We start from the raw sequence: 18,140 nt of genomic DNA, 5'->3' as shown, positions 1-18,140 counted from the left end.
CGTCACCCTGACAGGCGCGTCGTCTCGGCAGCCGACGTGCTGCTGCGACGGATGATCAGCTCCGGTTCGAGCAGTACCGACTCCGGGGTCTTGCCGGCGAGTACCTCGAGCAGCAATCCGACTGCCTGGCGGCCCATCTCGTGCATCGGTGAGCGGATCGTCGTCAGCGGGACCGCTCCGCCCTCGGCGAGTGGGGTGTCGTTGTAGCCGACCAGCGCCACGTCGTCGGGTACGTGGATGCCGTGGTCGCGCAACACGCCGAACGCGCCCAGCGCGGCGAAGTCGTTGGTGGCGAAGATCGCGTCGGGAATCCGGCCGGTGGCGAGAATCTGCTCCATCGCCGACCGTCCGCCCGTCGGATCGAAGCCGGAGAACACGACACGATTATCGGGGACGCCGATCCCGTTGTCCGCCAGCGCCTCCACCAGTCCACGTGTGCGGTCACGCGCCGTCGACGCGAACTCCAGGCCGGCGAGTACGGCCACCTCCCGGCGTCCGGTGTCGGCGAGATGCTGCCCGACCAGGCGGCCGCCCTGCACATCGTCGACGGTCGCCGACGGGTAGTCACCCGCCCGGCGGGAGGCGAGTGTGAACCGTAGTCCCTGACCATGGACCTCGTCGAGAAACCGGTGGTCGAGGTGGGCGTCACCGTAGATCATGCCGTCGACGCGACGGTCGATCATCATGCGGGTGCGGGCGCGCTGGTTCTCGGTGGTGTCGAGCGAGTTGGTGACGAAGGTCGACAGCCCCGACTCCGACGCTGCCTCCTCGATGCCCTCGTAGATGGTCGCGAGGACGTAGTCCTGCAGGCGTGGCACCAGGACGCCGATCAGCCCTGATCGGCGGGTGCGCAGACTCGATGCCTGCGGGTTGGGGGAGTAGCCGTGCTCCTCGGCGAAGGCTCGGATCCGGGCGACGGTGTCCGGTGAGCCCCAGCGCAGTGCAGCGTCACCCTGCGTGTTCAGCACCCGGGACACCGTCGAGGGGCTGACGCCGAGCTCTGTTGCGATCATGCGGAGCGTCAACGGGCCCTGTCGTGGCGCGGTCACCGGCTCTCCTCCCTGGTCGTTGCCATGAGACTACAGAACGCGGCTGTTACGCGGTGGTTTACACAAACGTTTGACGGAAGTTACACAAACGATTGCGCCAAACGATTGTGTCGTGCTTCACTCGTATCCATGCACCACCCGGACACATCATCGGCAGGACTCGAATGCCTCGCGTAGCGGTCATCGCCACCGGCGGGACCATCGCGTCCACGGCCACCGACAGCGGTGTCGTCGCCAGCCAGTCGGCGGCCACACTGCTCGAGGCTGCCGGAGTCGTCGGCGTCGACGTCGAGACCGTCGACCTGATGACCGTCGGCTCCTACCGACTGACGCTCGGCCACCTCCGCGAGATCAGCGATGCGGTCGCCGAACTCCTGGCGCGTGACACCGACCGTGTCGACGGCATCGTCATCACCCACGGCACCGACACGCTCGAGGAGACCGCGATCCTGCTGGACCTCGTGCACGACGATCCGCGACCGGTGATCTTGACCGGCGCCCAGCGGGCAGGCGACGCCGTGGACGGCGACGGTCCGCGGAACCTGGCCGACGCCGTCCGGGTCGCGGCATCGCCCGAGGCACGCGACCTCGGCGTCCTCGTCGTCTTCGCCGGTCGCATCCTGGCTGCCCGCGGAACCCGCAAGATGCACACCACGGCGCTCTCCGCCTTCGACTCCGTGATCGGCGGCAGCGTGGGGGATGTGAGCGCCGGGACGGTGTCCATCACCTCGACGCCACGCCGACCCAAACCGCTGCCGCGCCCGACCGTCGACTTCGACCGCATCCGAGTCGATCTCGTGGAGACCTATCCCGGGGCCGACGCCGCCCTCATCCGCGCCGCGGTGGCTGCCGGGGCGACGGGCGTGGTCATCGCGGGTACCGGGATCGGCAACGCGAATCCCTCGGTGGTGGAAGCGGCGACCGAACTACTGGCATCCGGGACCGTCCTACTGCTGTCCACACGTGTGCCCGAGGGGCCGGTCGCCGGCGTCTACGGCAACGGCGGTGGCGCCGACCTGGTCGCGGCAGGCGTGCCTGCGGCCTCCGGGCTGCCGGCAACCCAACTCCGAATACTCCTGGCCCTCTGGATCTCCCATCGAAGACACGAGTCGGAACAGGCCCGCTCACTGATCGACATCTATGCAGACAACAAGGAGGACTGAACAATGGCCAAAGAGATCTTCGTCGCCTTCGGCATCGACGTCGACGCGGTCGGCGGTTGGCTCGGCTCGTATGGAGGCGAGAACTCGCCCGGCGACATCTCGCGCGGCGTGTTCGCCGGCGAGGTCGGCGTACCGCGACTGAACAACCTGCTCGCCAAGTACGATCTGCCCGCCACCTGGTTCTGGCCGGGTCACTCGATCGAGACCTTCCCCGAGCAGTTCGACGCCGTCGTCGCCGCGGGACACGAGATCGGCCTGCACGGCTACAGCCACGAGAACCCGATCGCGATGACGCGCGAGCAGGAGTCCGAGATCCTGGACCACTGCATCGAACTCATCGACACCCGGACCGGCAAGCGCCCCACCGGTTATGTCGCGCCCTGGTGGGAGTTCAGCAAGGTCACCAACGAGCTCCTCGTCGAACGCGGCATCACCTACGATCACTCGCTGATGCACCGCGACTTCGAGCCCTACTACGTCCGTGTCGGCGACTCGTGGACCCCCATCGACTACGACAAGCCGGCCGCGGAGTGGATGAAGCCGTTCGAGCGCGGCGAAGAGACCGACCTGGTCGAGATCCCGGCCAGCTGGTACCTCGACGACCTGCCGCCGATGATGTTCATCAAGGGCAGCCCCAACAGCCACGGCTTCGTGAACCCGCGGCACATCGAGGAGATGTGGCGCGACCAGTTCGACTGGGTCTACCGCGAGAGTGACTACGCCGTCTTCACCTTCACCATCCACCCGGATGTGTCGGGACGGCCCCAGGTGCTGCTGATGCTGGAGCGCCTCATCGAGCACATCAACTCGCACGAAGGCGTCCGCTGGGCGAACTTCGACACCATCGCCGAGGACTTCAAGAAGCGCTCACCGCGCCGCTGAGCCACGAGTCAGTTCACTCACCCACCCGCCGACCCTGACGGGTCACCCACCCGCCGACCCTGACGGGTCACCCACCCGCCGACCCGGGCTATCCACCCACCCGCCGACCCTGACGGGTCACCCACCCGCCGACCCGATGACGCGCCGGCGCCCCATCGAAGTATCGAGCAAGAGAGCACGACCATGACCCAGCAGAACACCTCCCGGACGCCGGGGCTCCGGCGCGTCACCGGCAAGGAGACCCGCCGCGCCTCGGGAATCGCCTTCTTCGCCTGGACCATCGCGGTATACGACTTCATCCTCTTCGGAACGCTGCTCCCGCGGATCGAGGAGTCCTTCGGGTGGACCACCAGCCATGCGCTGCTCGTCTCGACGCTGGTCAGCGTCGGCACGGCCATCGTGGTCCTGCTGGTGGGCCCGATGGTCGACAAACTCGGCCGCCGCAAGGGCATGATCATCTCGGTCGGCGGCACAGCCGCATCGTCGGCAGCCACCGCGGCCACCTTCGGCGCGACCTCGCTGATCGGCGTCCGCGCCATCAGCGGTCTCGGGCTCGCCGAGCAGTCGGTCAACGCGACCTACCTCAACGAGCTATACGAGCTGACCGAGGACGAGAAGATCAAGAAGCGTCGTGGCTTCGTCTACTCGATGGTCCAGACGGGTTGGCCCGCAGGTGCTCTGCTCGCCGCCGGCTTCGTCGCTGTGGTCACCGCGATCTTCGGCGCCGACTCCTGGCGGATCGCGTTCCTGTTGGCGACCATCCCGGCGGTCGTCGTCGCCCTGGTGTGCCGCACCCTCAAGGAGAGCCCACAGTTCGAGGCGCAGCACACGGTCAAGCAGCTCCGCAAGGCCGGAAAGCACGACGAGGCAGAGGCTCTCGCCGCCGCGACCGCCACCGTCGAGCAGACCGCCGCGCCGTTCAAGCGCATCTTCACCGGCAAGCACCTGCGCAACACCGTGATCCTCTCGCTCGCCTGGCTGCTCAACTGGTTCGCCATCCAGACGTTTTCGGTGCTGGGCACCACGGTCCTGGAGAAGGGCAAGGGCATCGATGCGTCCAGCACACTGATCCTGGTCGTCCTGTCGAACCTGGTCGCCGTCGCCGGCTACCTCGCCCACGGCTGGGCGGGAGACCGCTTCGGACGTCGCAACACGATCGCGGTCGGATGGCTCCTCGCCGGCGTGTTCTTCGGAGCCATGCTGCTCGGCCCGTCGAACCAGATCTACGTCCTCATCACCTACATGATGGGTCTGTTCTTCCTGCTCGGACCCTACGCGGCGATCATGTTCTTCCAGGCCGAGTGCTTCGACACCGATTGTCGCGCAACCGGAAGTGCGTTCATCGGTGCCATGTCGCAGCCGGGCGCGATCATCTCCGGGTTCATCCTGACTGGTCTCACCGCTGCCTCCATCGGCTACTCCACGGCCGCGCTGTGGGTCGGCGCCCTCGGTGCCATCGTCTCGGCGGTCGTGGTGCTCTTCGCCCGGAAGGTCGCTGACACACCGCCCGCGGACACGCCGACGACCGCCGGCCCGAACGCTGTAGGAGCGCAGGCATGAGTGGACAACCCGTCGCGATGATCACGGGTGCCGCTTCCGGAATCGGTGCGGCCACCGCGGTCTGCCTTGCCGAACGCGGTGTGCGCGTCGGCATCGGAACCTTCGCCGGGGACCCGCACGATCCCGAGACCACCTTGCGCGACGTGCGCGACGCAGGTGGCGAGGGGCGCATCGTCGAGGTCGACGTCCGGTCGACGGAGTCGGTCGATGTGTTCGCGGAGACCCTGGTGTCGGAGTGGCAGCGGTTGGACGTCGCCGTCGCCAACGCCGGGATCCTGCGGGAGTCCGGATTCGACACCATCACCGACGATCAGTGGCACGACCTGCTGGACGTCGACCTCCATGGCGTGATGCGCACGGCCCGAGCCGGTCTGCGGCACATGCGCGAGGGCGGTTCGGTCACCGCGATCTCGTCGATCGCCGGCGGTGTGTACGGCTGGCAGAACCATGCCCACTACGCGACCGCCAAGGCGGGCGTGATCGGTCTGGTCCGGAGTCTCGCGGTCGAGTACGGGCCCAAGGGAATCCGGGCCAACGCGATCATCCCGGGACTGATCCGCACCCCGCAGTCGAGTGACGCCGTGAACTCACTCGGACCCGAGGGTCTCGATCGGGCCGGGGGCTACATTCCCTGGGGTCGTGTCGGGCACTCGCGCGAGGTCGCCGAGGTCATCGCCTTCCTGTCCAGCCCGCAGGCGTCGTACGTGAGCGGCCAGGCGATCGTCGTCGACGGTGCCCTGACGACCGCGATGCGCGACTGATCCCCGAGAGACGAGAGGAAAGCAGTGTCCGGAATTCTGGAGGGACGCCGCGCCCTGGTGACAGGTGCGGCGTCCGGGATCGGTCGCGCGATCGCCGCGGCCTACGTCGATGCCGGCGCGCAGGTGGTGCTGGCCGACCGTGACCGGCGCGTCACCGACGTCGCCGACGAGATCGGCGCGGCCCGCGGCGTGCCCGTCGACGCGACCTCCGAGCCGGCGGTCGACGGACTGGTGGCGGATGTCGTCGCCGATCTCGGCGGTATCGACATCCTGGTCTGCTCGCACGGGATCCTCACCCAATCGCCGACCGTCGACATGGCTGCCGATCAGTGGCGCGAGACCATCGACGTCGATCTGACGAGCGTGTTTCTGCTCAACCGGGCGGCGCTGCGGCCGATGCTGGCGCAGGGCGCGGGCCGCATCATCAACGTGGCATCCCAGTTGGGCATCAAAGGTGGTGTCTCGCTTGCGCATTATGCGGCCGCCAAGGCCGGCGTGATCGCGATGACCAAGTCGATCTCACTGGAGACCGCGGCTCAGGGCGTGCTCGTCAACGCCATCGCACCCGGCCCGATCGACACCCCGATGGTCGCCGGCATCGATGACGAGTGGAAGCGCGCGAAGCGTGCCGAGTTGCCGCTAGGGAGATTCGGGACCGCCGAGGAGATCGCGCCGACCGCGGTACTGCTCGCATCGGACCCGGGTGGCAACCTCTTCGTCGGTCAGGTGCTCGGCCCCAATTCCGGCGACGTGATGCCCTGATGTGCGGCGGGTGCGCGGGCGCCCCGCTCGACTGGGCGGCCGACCTCGTCAGCGGACCACGCCGACGCGCTGCGGTCGCCAGACGAATGTCGATGCTGTTGCGGCGCGACACCATCCGGGCCATCCCGTCCGGATGGGTGGTCGCCGGGCCGACCGGATCGTCGGTGGTGTGTCGCACCTACGACGAGTTGGTCGAGGCCGTCAGTCGGCGCTCGCAGACCGCGGTCGACGACATCCGACATCTGGGGCTGGGGGATCCGGCGCAGACCGCGTGACTGGCCGGGCGCGACTCCGACGTTCACGCCCTTCGCCGGGGCGAGCCGGTACCGGAGGACCCTCCGATGTACGACGACGCCCAGTGCGCGGTGTGTCGTAGGACCAGACAACTGCAGTTGCGTTTGGCGCGGTGAACCTCGGGCTCGGCGTCAGGCGTTCTCGTACTCGGGAAAATGCAACTCTCGCAGCACGTACCCATCAGGGATGTCATCGTTCTTGTAGTAGTGGAAGAACAACTCTGCGGCTTTGTCGGCGACGAAGATCTCGTTCGGGTACACCGGCGTGGTGTGCTCGCCGAACCGGATGACCTCTGCCGGTGGCTCAGTGGTGCAGTGAGCGGGTGGGTGACCGATGGTGAACAGTCGATCGCTCTGGTCTTCGACCGGTTTCCGGATCTCGACTGTCATCCGATCTGCGGAGCCTGCAGCCTGGATGAAGTGTGCCGCCGCGATCTCGTCCTCGGTGAACTCATCAGGCCACCCGGGACGAGGCAAGCGCGACATGACCCGCTGGAAGATCTCGACACCGTCGAACGCTCTGAAAGGTTGTTGGAAAGAGAACAGTTGCTGATGAGGACCAACAAAGCTCTGGAGGTCTCTGTCGTCGATGAAATGGGTCGGCGTAGCCAAGCTTCAGCCTCCTGTCTCTGATTTGGGGACACGAATCATGAAGGTGTCCGTGACGTCGACGGTGCGACCGTGACCGCCAGGGCTCAAACGGATCGACCAGCCGACGTCGCTGCCGCGTTGACCTCGGTGAGCACCGCGTGCAGCCGTTCGAGCATCGGGTACCCGACGCCGAGTCGGGACACGACGGCGTCCGGAATCGCGAGCGCCTGCTCGCGAAGGCCCCTGCCTGCGTCGGTGAGTCCGACGACGGTGCTGCGCTCATCGCCCGGGTCCCGGCCACGAGTGACGTACCCGATGGCCTGCAACCTCTTCAGCAGCGGTGAGAGGGTCGCGGAGTCGAGTTGGAGGGCGGCGCCGATCTCTTTCACCGATCGCGGTTCGGCTTCCCACAGCGCCAGCATCACCAGATATTGCGGATGGGTGAGGCCCAGCGGCTCGAGCAGCGGACGGTAGATCCCCAGCACCGAGCGGTTGGCGACCGCGAGCGCGAAACAGACCTGCTTCTCGAGGGCCAGCTTGTCGACCTCGCCTGTGTTCGCCACGGAAGCCGCCTCTCGGTGTCGGGGTATGAGCATCGGGCGTGAAGGGATCCTGCGCACACCCGCATCGTCTCCGAGCTATCGTAGTCTACGATTAGATAGCGCACGATCTAAAAGGGTAGTGAATCTGATCGCCAGAAGGACGGACGTGGTGATGGCCGCAGACGCGAGTCGACCGAGGGGTTGGCAGTACGTGAAGTATTGCTACGGCGGGACGCTGCCGCCGTCGATGCGTGACTGGGTCGCGCAGGATCTCGCCGGCCCGGGCGCCGTCCGCCGGATGATCGTCCGCTGGGCAATCCCCTGCGTGATCATCCTGCTACCACTCCTCTTCGTTCCCGCCATCTGGCTGGTCCGGCTGAACATGACGGTGCCGATCCTGTTGCCGTACATCATGTTCTCCGTCGCGCTGAACCGCGTGTGGCGTCGCCACCAGTTGTCCAAGCACGGTCTCGACCCCGACCTCATCGACAAGCGCGCGCACGAGCGCGACGCCGATCTCTACGACGAGTACCACCGCAAGTACCGCGGTCGTTGAGCGCTGAGCCCGCGCGTCAAGGCTTGAGCGGGTTTCTGCGACGGTGCGTCGAAACCGTTGACCGTCCTCTTCCTGAGGTGGAGAGTGCCGCGATGGACCCGCCCGCATCGGGCGACGTCGACAACTGTCAGGGTCCGGGTGGATGGGCCGATCCGTACAGCCTTGCGGTGGCCGTGATCCCGGATCTCCGTGCGGGGAGTGCGCAGCACCCGCGAGAGCGCGAAGGGATCACCGAGGCGATGACGTCAACGCAGATCGACCGGAACATCGAACGGGACTCGAGGGCGCAGGCCGCCTACGACGAGGCCGGCATCACCGTCGACAAACTCGGTGAGCACATCGGTGCGCGCATCGGCAATGTGACGCTCGGCGGAGACCTCCCCACGGAGCGTGTGGAAGCGATCCGACTGGCGCTCGCCGCCAACAAGGTGATCGTCTTCGAGGGACAGCACGCGCTCGACGATGAATCGCAGTACGCCTTTGCGGAATTGCTCGGGCAGCCGACCACGCCGCACCCGACGGTCACCTCGAAGGGCAGCCAGCTGCTGACCATCGAGGGAGCGGCGAACAGTTGGCACAGCGACGTAACCTTCGTCGACCGCATCCCGAAGGCATCCATCCTGCGCGCGGTCACGCTGCCCTCCTACGGCGGCGCGACGACGTGGGCGTCGACGGTGGCGGCTTACGAGCAGCTGCCGAAGCCGTTGCGCGCGCTGGCCGAAGAGCTGTGGGCGACCCACAGCAACCTCTACGACTACGTGAGCCAGACCGAGCCCTCCGGCGGCATCGACGTCGCGAACAAGGCCGAGCACTACAAGGAGTTCACCAGCACCGAGTACCAGACGCTGCACCCGGTGGTGCGTGTCCACCCCGAGACCGGTGAGCGCAGCCTGCTCCTCGGTCACTTCGCCAAGGAGTTCCGTGGACTGAAGGCGTCTGAATTCAACGATCTCTATCAGCTGTTGCAAGCGCGGATCATCAAGCTCGAAAACACCTTCCGGTGGAACTGGAAGCTCGGCGACGTCGTGATCTGGGACAACCGTGCCACTCAGCACTACGGCATCGCCGACTTCGGCAACCAGAAGCGTGAACTCCACCGCATCACCCTCGCCGGTGACGTGCCGGTGGATGTGAACGGAACGCCGAGTCAGGTGTTGCAAGGCGACGCGTCGCACTATTCGGACGTCGAGGCATCGCAGCGGCTGGCGGCGTACGCAGCCTGACCCTCGCACGTACGCCGGACGAGAGTGAGAGATAGGCGGCCCCTCCGTCGCTGAGCTGTGAGATGGCGCACCTCCTGTCCGCGGCGTGGCAAACGGCGGTGCGATGCGCTGCGTCATCGCCGACGCCGCGTGTGCAGACGCGACGGGATGGTTGCGCGAGATGTGCCGCGGCTGGCAACGTCGAGCGCAGTTGGTGCTGATGCGGGCCGTCCACGAATGCGGTGTGTGACAGTGCGCTTCGCGTGGTACCCGCACGCGTCGTCGAAGTCCAGCAGCGGCTTGCGACGACGGATATGCGCCATCGACAAGTGAAGATCCCCGGCTCGAATGCCGATTGAGGGAAAGGATCAGTGCCGATCGTGACAACTCAAACAGCAACCAGGCCCAGGCCCGTCGACGTCTACCGCACCCGTCTCGCCGAGCGCGGACACGTCGAGCCACGACCCCATCCGACCGTCTGGGGGGACACGTCGGCTCGGGGCCCGTTGACCGCGCCGCAGTTGCGGTCGTATCGCGACCTCGGCTACCACACCGAGAAGAACGTCCTCGCCGACGACGACATCCGGGACTGCATCACCGAGGTCGACGAGATCACCGCTCGCCTCGGCGACGACGATCGAGTGATCCGCGAGTCCTCGTCGGGTGACGTCCGCTCGCTGTTCGCGGTGCACCGACTCAGCGACGCGATCGCCGAGATCTGTGCCCGCGAGGAGATCGTCGGGGTCGCACGACAGATCCTCGACGACGACGTTCACATCCACCAGAGTCGGATCAATCTCAAACCGGGCTTCGCCGGAGGGCCGTTCTACTGGCATTCCGACTTCGAGACCTGGCATGCCGAGGACGGAATGCCGAGACCGCGGGCGCTGAGTGTGTCGCTGGCTCTCACACCGAATTTCGAGTACAACGGCGCGCTCATGATCATCCCCGGTTCACACCAGAAGTTCGTGAGCTGCGTCGGCGAGACCCCGGACGACTACTACCAGCAGTCGCTCACCTCGTATCGACCGCCGTTCGGCACACCGGAGGAGAGCGACGTCTCCGATCTCGCGGAGGAGCACGGGATCGACATGATCACCGGACCGGCCGGTTCGGCGTTGTACTTCGACTCCAACTGCATGCACGCGTCGTCGGGCAACATCACGCCGTTCCCGCGAAGCAATCTGTTCGTGGTGTTCAACGCTGCCTCCAATGCGATCGGCGAGCCGTTCGCGGCCGATTCACCGCGCCCGGACCACCTGGCGCATCGATGATCTGGCAGCACTCCTGATCTGGCGGCACACCCGCACGGATCCGACACACAGACGACGAGGGGCCTACCGCGCCATGCGGGAGGCCCCTCGTCGTCGTGGCGGTCAGCGCGACGGCACCGTCTCCGGCTCGGCCGCGGACTCCCGGGCGGCGGCGCGCTTGCGGGCGGTCGGGATGGCCAGGGTGATGGCCACGCCGACGAACGCCGCGATGGCGGCGATCAGGAACGCGATGTGGAACGCCGACTCCGACGGAACCTCGGCACCGCCGAGTTCGATCGTGTTGCCGGACAACACGAGCGCCACCACAGCCGATGCGCAGGTGGTGCCGATCGAACGCATCAGACCGTTCAGTCCGACGGCCGCGCCGGCCTCGGCCGGCGGCACCGCGCCCATGATGAGTGTCGGCATCGCCGCGTAACCGATTCCCACGCCCGCGGAACTGATGATCGACGCGATCATCAACTGCCACGGCGCATCCATCAGGACCAGCGCGACCAAGTATCCGACGCCCAGCACCCCGGCGCCGATGGCAAGGGTGATCTTGGCGCCCGCGTTGGTGATCAGGGCGCTCGAGACCGGGGCGAACACCAACATCATCAGGCCACCGGGTGCCATCCACAGGCCGGCGGCCAGGATGCTCTGTCCCAGTCCGTATCCCGTCGCGGCAGGCATCTCCAGCAGGGTCGGGATGACGACCGCCTGGGCCATCATGCCGAAGCCGATGGCGACCGCTGCGACGTTGGTCAGCAGCACGGCAGGCCGTGCGGTGGTGCGCAGATCGACGAGCGGGTCGGACTGCCGGAGCTCGAACCATCCCCAGACGAGGAGTACGGCGAGTCCGCCGAAGAGCAGGCCGAGGGTGGACCCTTCGGTCCATCCCCAGTCGTTGCCTTTCGACACCGCGACCAGGATGGCCACCAGACCGACCGCGAGCCCGAGCGCGCCGACGATGTCGAAACGTCCACCGACGCTGTCGTTCACGTGCGGCACCACGAGAAGGACCAGAGCGGTGATGACCGCGGCGAGGACCGCGGAGATCCAGAAGAGCATGTGCCAGTCCCAGGTCTGGGCGATCCACGCCGACAGCGGCAGACCGATGGCGCCACCGACACCGAGCGTCGCGCTCATGGCTGCCACGCCGGTGGTCGTCAGCCGCGGCGGCGTGATCTCACGGATCAGGCTGATGCCGACCGGGATGAAGCCCATCGCGAAGCCCTGGATTGCACGACCGGCGATCATCGGCACGAGCGAACTGCTGAGCGCGCACACCACGCACCCGATGATCAGCAGGACGCCGCTCGCGAGCAGGATGCGCTGCTTGCCGAACATGTCACCGAGACGTCCGGCGATCGGCATCGTCACGGCTGCGGCGAGCAGGGTTGCGGTGATCACCCACGATGCGTTGCTGATCGAGGTGTCGAGCAGTCGCGGCAACTCGGGCTGGATCGGGATGATCAGCGTCTGCATCAGCGAGACGACCAGACCGCCGAAGCACAGCACGATGACAGACGCGATGGCCGCGCGGTTGGTCGCGTCGGCGTGGGGGACCTCGTCGGTCGTCGGCGCCCCCGACAATTCGTTCGACATGCGAACCTCCTTAGACCATGTGCATGGTACATATGTAACGTACATACATCAATCGAGATAGATTGTCGGGTACCGAGAGCCTGAGCAGGAAGGTGGGAAGCGCCTGTGGGAATCGCAGATCAGACCGATCACGACCCATGGCCGTCGCCGCTGTTCCGGGACATCGTGGAGGAGTTGCAGACCTTCAACCGGCGCAAGACGAACATCTATCCGCACGCGATCCTGGAGGCCTCGGCCTTCGCGATCCTCCTGGTGCTCGCCGACGGTCGGGCTCGGACCCTGCGGGAGCTGACCGAGGAACTCGAACTCGAACAGTCGACGGTCAACCGACAGGTCAACTCGGCCATCAACCACGGCTACCTGGAGCGGTTCGAGGTTCCCGGCTCGGTGAGTCGGATGATCCGGCCCACACCGGCCGGTCAGGAGGCATTCGAGCACGACGGCCAACTCCGAGTGGAGAGACTCAACCGCGTGTTCGACGACTTGGCCCCCGGGACGCCCGAGGGACTCTTGCGTGAACTCCGTGCCTTCAACCAGGCCTATCAGCGGACCGTCGACCGATCGACCGAGCGTTCCCTGCGATGAGCTCGGTCGACCGGCCCGCCGCAGCCGTCGCTGTGACCGGCTCTGCGTCCGGGATCGGTCGTGCGGTCGCCGACGCGCTGCGAGCCGACGGCCGTCGCGTGATCGGTGTCGACCTGCACGACGCCGATGTCATCGCCGACCTCTCGACCGCTGACGGGCGGTCGACAGCGGCCCGGGGCGTTCTCGAACTCGCCGGCGGCACTCTCGGCGGTGCCGTCCTCGCCGCCGGGCTGGGGCCTGCGGCCGGGCGCGAACGGGCCACCATCGAGGTGAACCTGCTCGGGGTCACCGCTCTGCTCGAGGCGTGGCGTCCGGCTCTTGCCGTCACCGGGGATGCCCGTGTGGTGGTGCTCGGGTCGAACTCGACGACCACGACGCCGTTCGTCCCGCGTCGTGCGATCCGTGAACTCCTCCGCGGGGAGGTCGATGCGGCGACCCGCCGTATCCGTCGTCGGCGTGGGCTGTCGGCGCCGGTTGCATACGCGGCATCCAAGATCGCGGTGACCCGATGGGTGCGTCGGCGCGCTGTCCGGCCGGAGTGGGCAGGCGCCGGTATCCGACTCAACGTGCTGGCGCCGGGGCCGGTGCTGACCCCGCTGCTACGCGCTCAGCTGGACGGTCCCACCGGCGAGAACGTGCGGTCGTTCCCTATCCCGGTGCGCCGCTTCGGTACCGCCGACGTGCTGGCGTCGTGGGCGCTGTTCATGCTGTCGCCGGCGGCCGACGTGTTGGTGGGCAGCGTGATCGTGGTCGACGGTGGAACCGACGCGCTCATCCGACCGTCGACGTCGCCCGCTGCGCTTCCGCTCCGCGGTGTGCCCCGTCTGCTGTGGCGGATGTACCGAGCCCCGCGTGACGGACAGGTCGCCGATTACTCCGGCTCCGACTGAAGTCGGGCTGGTTTGAGTCGGACCATCCTCGGGAATCGGATGAGGGTGACGTCGCCCGCCAGCTCCGCCATCACCTCCGGGGTCCCGTGTGCTGTCGTGGTGGTTCCGGCGCATGACGAATCGCTTGTGCTGCCGGACTGCCTCGCTGCCCTGGCGCGGGCGGTACGCCGCGTCGACGGGCCCGTGGACGTCGTCATCGTCCTCGACGATTGCGACGAGGCGACTGCGATGGCTGCCCGGGCAGGTGTGGCCGCCCATGGCGACACACGGTGGCGGGTGCGTCACATCGATTCACGGACTGTCGGTGCTGCCCGCGCAGCGGGATTCGCGCACGCCGCGTGGGACGACCGGACCTGGTTCGCGACCACCGATGCGGACTCCCGCGTCGGCGACGACTGGCTGACCACCCATCTCGCACTCGCGGCCGCGGGCGCCGACGTGGTGGCCGGACTCGTCGAACCCGATGACAGACAACACTGGTCGACCACGATGACCGAGCTGTACGAGGCGCACTATCGACGGGTCGACGGCCATGGTCACGTGCACGGCGCCAACCTCGGGTTCCGGGCGAGTGTCTATCACCGGATCGGCGGCTTCCGGTCGATGGCGCTCGACGAGGATGTCGACCTGGTGTCGCGGGCATCGCTGTCGGGAGCCGTCGTCGCGCGGACCGCTCTGGCCCCGGTCCTCACCTCGGTTCGTGAATCCGGCCGCACCGCAGGTGGATTCGCCGGCTTCATGCGGGATCTGCGACAACTGGCCGACGTCACCGATGGCACCGACGACACCGACGTCATCGCCGAGCAGCGGACCGCCTGACGATCAGGAGAGTCCTTCGGCGGCTGCGACCGACGGCGTACCCGGATGGGTGAAGAGTCCGAGCTCGAGATCCTCGTCCAGGTACCGCGCCGATTCGTGCAGCGCGCCACGCAGGGCGGTGTGGACGTCCCTTGCTGTCTGGGGGTACTCCGCGACGTCGGCGCGCCAATGCACGGCGACTAGTGCCCCACCCGCACGCAGGTGCTCGGTTGTCCAGTCGAGAGTCTGCGAGAGTTGCTCGTGGGTGGCGTAATAGAGGACCTCGCTGTAGACGATGAGGTCGTAGGAGTCCGACGGTGGATCGGCGAAGAAGTCACGCTGCTCGATGACGATGCCGTCTGACGACGCCAGGCGTTCGCGCGCGAGTTCCACCGCGCGTCCGTCGAGTTCGAGACAGAGCAGGCGATCGCAACGGTCGGCCAGCAGTGCACTGAGCACCCCGATCGAACTCCCCACCTCGAGTGCGGTGCGGTACCGAGGGCGGGGAAGGGCGGCCATGGTGAGCGCTCGCTTGCGCTCCTCGTACCACCGTGAGGTGAAGCCCCACGGATCGTCGCTCGCGCCGTACATGGCGCGGAAGTACGCCGGTTCCATCGGCTCACGGTCGCTCATCCGAACAACGCTTCCCAGGGACGGAGGTGGCGGGCCAGGACAGCGGGAGGGAGAACCGGACGATCCGCGCGGGCATCCGACAGTTGTCGGGTCTGACTCGGGAACTGTGCGATGGCTTCGCGCTTCCGGCGCAGATCGGCCGGCCGCAGCGGGTGGAGGCGCATCGTCGACCAGGGAATGTCCGGATCGCCGGGAAACGACCAGTGCCACAACCAGATCGGATAGTGGGCGACCGATGTCCCCGAGGCGCCCGCAGCCCGGGTCGCACATCGTCCGACAGTCTCGTGATCCGGGTGACCGTCGAAGCCGGACGGAGCCAGTACCAGGGTGTGCTGGGCCCCGCTGTCGCTGCCGATCGCAGCGGCGATGATCTCGTGCACGGTCGACTCCAGCGGAGTGAGCCCGCCGTCGGGTAGTCCGGCACACACCATGTCATCGACACCGAGTACCGTCAGAGCCGCGCGGAGCTCACGAAGTCGGATGTCGGCCAGTTGATCCGGGGTCACGGTGGTGGAGTCCGGGTGGGATCCCCGACCGTCGGACAGGCAGAGTACGGTCGCCGCGGTACCGGCGTCGACCGCCTGACTCATCAGTCCTCCGACGCCCAGGACCTCGTCGTCGGGGTGTGCGCCGACGACGAGTAGACGCTCCGGCGGATCGAACGGCGACCGCGGAGCGCGATCCGGATCGTCGAAGGCGTCGGCCCACAGCCGCACCGGTGTCCCGTGATCGTCGGCGCCCCCGAACCTTCCCTGGCTGTCGGTGACCGTCATGCCGACGTCCGATCGGTGGCAGTCGGCTCGGGATGAGCCTCGGCCAGCAGACGACCGAGTGACGCGAGGTCCCGATCCCCGTGGGACTGGCGGATGTACACGGTGAGGTCGGCGACGCGGTCGGCATGGTCGGCGTCTCCGACGAGAGGTCCCGGACCGAGCGTGCGACCCACTCCGGTGACGACGGTGGAGGCGATCTCGTCGATCGCGGATCGGACCCGCAGGGCGCGAATCCTCGCGGAGCTGAGGTCGTCCGGGGCGTCGTCGATCTCGGAAGCGGCGTCGGACAGCAGTGCTCGCGCGGTGGCGAGGGCGGTGTCGATCCGCCCCGCTGCGAGGAGCCGGAGCTCGTCCGACGCCGGTGTCACCGAGCCGAACAGTCGATCGGCGACCGCGTGTGCGCCACCTGCCCAGCACGCGGCCACCCCGATCCCGCCGTGCCAGAAACCGGCCCGTTCGAGGTACGCATCGGCGTCACCGAGCGGTTCGGCCGGTACGTCGGCGAAATGCACCGCGCGGGTGTCGGTCCGAGCCATCCCGGCCGCGTGCCACGCCGACGGTTCCGGGCGGACGCGCGGGTGGGTCAGATCGACCGCGAACAGTGGTCGGGTCGCACCGACCGTCGCGGTGACGAGTGCATTCGTGCACCCGGAGGCCCCGGAACACCACGGCTTCGTCCCGGACAACCGCCATCCCGACGATGTCGACGTCGCGGTCAGCACCGGTGAGGGGGGTTCGGCGGCCCACACGCCCCACAGTTGATCGGCGCCGGGGCTGCTCGCGGCGAGTTCGTCGAGGATCGCCGTCGCGTCCAGGTGCGCCTCGACGAGTCGTCCGACCGGTATGTCGGATCGGGTGTGGTCGAGCAGAAAGCGGAACCGGCCGCCGGTGTCGCCGCGACCGGGCAGCGGAACGTCCGGGTTGTCGCCCACCAGGCGGCGGGCGATGTCGGTGGCACTCGCGGCGGTCATCGACTCATCGGTACCCGAAGAGTCGACGTGTCAACCGTCGCCGGGATAGTCCGGGTCAGGGGTCCAGTGGTGGCGGCATCGGCCCAACGGTGGATGGGGTCGCGTGGTCGCCGACGAGATTCACGCGCCACTGCCTTCGCTGGGCGCGGAATCCGCCCCATATCTTGACTCTCATGAAAGGTGAGAACGCCGCCAGGTTCGGTGTGTCACGAGATCGGGCTCGATTTCGCATTCGCGTCGTCGGCGTCCAGGACCGCAGCACCTACTTCATCCGGAGCGCCCGGCACGAACTCCTCCAATAACGTCAATGGTGTCGGATGGTCGCGCTGCTCTGGATGAGTTCTTCGAAAGCTCGAATGCTAGCTAGCCTAGCTATCATCACAAGCTCTACTGGAGATCGGGGTCCTGGTGGCAATTTGAGCCATGAACACCCCAGATTGAAAGTGCGGCGATCTGGGTCTTACCGGCGTGGTAATTGGTTGATGACGAGGGTGTGGCAGGTGCGATCGGCGAGGGTGCGGCCGTGAGGAGTGAGGACGATAAGTGCGGGTCCGATCAGGGTGGGTAGGTCGATGAGGTAGGTGATCGCCGCGCGGAGCAGTGCCCGGTTGAATCCGATGGGGGCGTCTGTGGCGTCGTTGACGACGTCGATGCCCATCAGGTGTTTGCCGAGGGTGGCGCCGCTGAGTCCTTGCAGTAGGACGGCGTTGCCGAGTATGTAGAGGATGGGGCTGGCGATGGTGGTGGCAATCCAGATGGTGCCGGCGAGGGTGGAATCCTGAGGTGCCCACGCCGCGATGATGTTCGCTGCGATCACCAGCGCGATGATGACGGCGATAAAGAACGCGCCGTCGAGGGCGGCTGCGGCCAGCCGCCGTCCGAGAGATGCGAGTGGATACGGGGTGGAGGCCTCAGTAAGGTTCGTCGACATCAGATGGCACCTTGACTGGAGCGAATCCCGGTGACCTCGATCGACCGAATCGTCTGGTCGAAATCAGTCAGACACCGTTCAGCCGCCGCGGCTGAAGACATGAAATCGACCACCACGAGCGGTCCTGGCTGGCCTTGGTGCGGGATAGACCAACGAAATCCGAATACATAGAGTGCTCCGCCATCGAATTCAGCGTCAGCAATGCTCGTGGTCAACACAGCCGCTGGCATGCCCGCAATCAACTCCAGTTCCGCAACTTTGAGTGGACGGGTGAGGGCGGGGACGTTCAAAGCAGGGTGTGGACCACGGTCAGCAGCATCTGGTACGGCTGCTTGTT

Annotated in this window: 21 protein-coding genes; 13 read left to right on the top strand and 8 right to left on the bottom strand. The window is 67.0% G+C overall.

From position 1 onward, the window contains the following. Positions 1 to 2: 2 nt before the first annotated feature. Positions 3 to 1,013: a LacI family DNA-binding transcriptional regulator gene (locus GS4_RS05680; protein ID WP_040509682.1), complete on the bottom strand. Its 1,011-nt coding sequence runs from the start codon at positions 1,011 to 1,013 to the stop codon at positions 3 to 5. 200 nt (positions 1,014 to 1,213) lie between these two features. Here GS4_RS05680 and GS4_RS05675 point away from each other — a divergent pair, with 200 nt between their 5' ends. From GS4_RS05675 to GS4_RS05650, 6 genes are all read left to right on the top strand, one after another. Next, positions 1,214 to 2,212 carry an asparaginase gene (locus tag GS4_RS05675; protein WP_007618399.1) on the top strand — a complete coding sequence of 333 codons (999 nt, stop codon included), beginning with the start codon at positions 1,214 to 1,216 and terminating at the stop codon, positions 2,210 to 2,212. 3 nt (positions 2,213 to 2,215) lie between these two features. Beyond that, positions 2,216 to 3,094 carry a polysaccharide deacetylase family protein gene (locus tag GS4_RS05670; RefSeq protein WP_007618396.1) on the top strand — a complete coding sequence of 293 codons (879 nt, stop codon included), beginning with the start codon at positions 2,216 to 2,218 and terminating at the stop codon, positions 3,092 to 3,094. Between the two features lie 183 nt (positions 3,095 to 3,277). Next, positions 3,278 to 4,654 carry an MFS transporter gene (locus GS4_RS05665; protein WP_007618394.1) on the top strand — a complete coding sequence of 459 codons (1,377 nt, stop codon included), beginning with the start codon at positions 3,278 to 3,280 and terminating at the stop codon, positions 4,652 to 4,654. Then, entirely contained in the window at positions 4,651 to 5,415 is a 765-nt protein-coding gene (locus tag GS4_RS05660) for an SDR family NAD(P)-dependent oxidoreductase (protein ID WP_007618392.1), read from the top strand. The genes GS4_RS05665 and GS4_RS05660 overlap by 4 nt, the downstream gene beginning before the upstream one ends. 24 nt (positions 5,416 to 5,439) lie before the next feature. After that, positions 5,440 to 6,177 carry an SDR family NAD(P)-dependent oxidoreductase gene (locus GS4_RS05655; RefSeq protein WP_007618391.1) on the top strand — a complete coding sequence of 246 codons (738 nt, stop codon included), beginning with the start codon at positions 5,440 to 5,442 and terminating at the stop codon, positions 6,175 to 6,177. A gap of 86 nt (positions 6,178 to 6,263) precedes the next feature. Next, a complete protein-coding gene (locus GS4_RS05650) occupies positions 6,264 to 6,452 on the top strand; it encodes a hypothetical protein (protein ID WP_157226517.1) in 189 nt (62 codons plus the stop codon). Between the two features lie 150 nt (positions 6,453 to 6,602). Here the strand turns inward: GS4_RS05650 and GS4_RS05645 are convergent, their stop codons facing one another. Continuing rightward, the gene (locus GS4_RS05645; RefSeq protein ID WP_051989631.1) at positions 6,603 to 6,956 is read right to left on the bottom strand and encodes a hypothetical protein; all 354 of its coding nucleotides are present in this window, start codon (positions 6,954 to 6,956) and stop codon (positions 6,603 to 6,605) included. A 209-nt stretch (positions 6,957 to 7,165) separates the two neighbouring features. Next, positions 7,166 to 7,657, bottom strand: a complete 492-nt coding sequence (locus GS4_RS05640) for a MarR family winged helix-turn-helix transcriptional regulator (protein ID WP_051989630.1) — start codon at positions 7,655 to 7,657, stop codon at positions 7,166 to 7,168. Between the two features lie 118 nt (positions 7,658 to 7,775). On the opposite strand from GS4_RS05640, the gene GS4_RS05635 reads away from it, so the two are divergent. From GS4_RS05635 to thpD, 4 genes are all read left to right on the top strand, one after another. Beyond that, the gene (locus tag GS4_RS05635) at positions 7,776 to 8,159 is read left to right on the top strand and encodes a DUF5313 domain-containing protein (RefSeq protein WP_007618386.1); all 384 of its coding nucleotides are present in this window, start codon (positions 7,776 to 7,778) and stop codon (positions 8,157 to 8,159) included. 239 nt (positions 8,160 to 8,398) lie between these two features. Then, on the top strand, positions 8,399 to 9,382 hold the full coding sequence (locus GS4_RS05630) for a TauD/TfdA dioxygenase family protein (RefSeq protein WP_007618385.1): 984 nt from the start codon (positions 8,399 to 8,401) through the stop codon (positions 9,380 to 9,382). Between the two features lie 85 nt (positions 9,383 to 9,467). Beyond that, positions 9,468 to 9,611, top strand: a complete 144-nt coding sequence (locus GS4_RS25555) for a hypothetical protein (RefSeq protein WP_157226516.1) — start codon at positions 9,468 to 9,470, stop codon at positions 9,609 to 9,611. Positions 9,612 to 9,741: 130 nt separating this feature from the next. Next, positions 9,742 to 10,635 (top strand): ectoine hydroxylase, encoded by an 894-nt coding sequence (gene thpD, locus GS4_RS05625; protein WP_040509680.1) that lies wholly within the window; start codon positions 9,742 to 9,744, stop codon positions 10,633 to 10,635. 102 nt (positions 10,636 to 10,737) lie between these two features. Here the strand turns inward: thpD and GS4_RS05620 are convergent, their stop codons facing one another. Continuing rightward, positions 10,738 to 12,222: an MFS transporter gene (locus GS4_RS05620; protein WP_007618383.1), complete on the bottom strand. Its 1,485-nt coding sequence runs from the start codon at positions 12,220 to 12,222 to the stop codon at positions 10,738 to 10,740. Between the two features lie 105 nt (positions 12,223 to 12,327). Here GS4_RS05620 and GS4_RS05615 point away from each other — a divergent pair, with 105 nt between their 5' ends. The 3 genes from GS4_RS05615 to GS4_RS05605 all read left to right on the top strand — a co-directional run bounded on the left by GS4_RS05615 (position 12,328) and on the right by GS4_RS05605 (position 14,516). After that, positions 12,328 to 12,807: a MarR family transcriptional regulator gene (locus GS4_RS05615; RefSeq protein ID WP_007618377.1), complete on the top strand. Its 480-nt coding sequence runs from the start codon at positions 12,328 to 12,330 to the stop codon at positions 12,805 to 12,807. Continuing rightward, positions 12,804 to 13,697, top strand: coding sequence for an SDR family oxidoreductase (locus tag GS4_RS05610; protein ID WP_007618375.1), 894 nt, complete (start codon positions 12,804 to 12,806; stop codon positions 13,695 to 13,697). Before GS4_RS05615 ends, GS4_RS05610 begins: the two co-directional genes overlap by 4 nt. Positions 13,698 to 13,796: 99 nt before the next feature. Further along, the gene (locus tag GS4_RS05605) at positions 13,797 to 14,516 is read left to right on the top strand and encodes a glycosyltransferase family 2 protein (RefSeq protein WP_245555580.1); all 720 of its coding nucleotides are present in this window, start codon (positions 13,797 to 13,799) and stop codon (positions 14,514 to 14,516) included. 3 nt (positions 14,517 to 14,519) lie between these two features. Here the strand turns inward: GS4_RS05605 and GS4_RS05600 are convergent, their stop codons facing one another. The 4 genes from GS4_RS05600 to GS4_RS05585 all read right to left on the bottom strand — a co-directional run bounded on the left by GS4_RS05600 (position 14,520) and on the right by GS4_RS05585 (position 17,803). Then, positions 14,520 to 15,128: a class I SAM-dependent DNA methyltransferase gene (locus GS4_RS05600; RefSeq protein ID WP_007618371.1), complete on the bottom strand. Its 609-nt coding sequence runs from the start codon at positions 15,126 to 15,128 to the stop codon at positions 14,520 to 14,522. Next, positions 15,125 to 15,901: a PIG-L deacetylase family protein gene (locus tag GS4_RS05595; RefSeq protein ID WP_007618369.1), complete on the bottom strand. Its 777-nt coding sequence runs from the start codon at positions 15,899 to 15,901 to the stop codon at positions 15,125 to 15,127. Before GS4_RS05595 ends, GS4_RS05600 begins: the two co-directional genes overlap by 4 nt. Further along, positions 15,898 to 16,872, bottom strand: coding sequence for an acyl-CoA dehydrogenase family protein (locus GS4_RS05590; RefSeq protein WP_007618367.1), 975 nt, complete (start codon positions 16,870 to 16,872; stop codon positions 15,898 to 15,900). Before GS4_RS05590 ends, GS4_RS05595 begins: the two co-directional genes overlap by 4 nt. Before the next feature lie 460 nt (positions 16,873 to 17,332). Continuing rightward, complete coding sequence (locus GS4_RS05585; protein ID WP_007618357.1) at positions 17,333 to 17,803, bottom strand: RDD family protein; 471 nt, start codon at positions 17,801 to 17,803, stop codon at positions 17,333 to 17,335. Positions 17,804 to 18,140: the final 337 nt, after the last annotated feature.

Source organism: Gordonia soli NBRC 108243, assembly GCF_000334455.1.
Taxonomy (GTDB): Bacteria; Actinomycetota; Actinomycetes; order Mycobacteriales; family Mycobacteriaceae; genus Gordonia; species Gordonia soli.
Note: the sequence above shows the minus strand (reverse complement) of the source record. Positions and strands in the feature narration are given on the sequence as shown.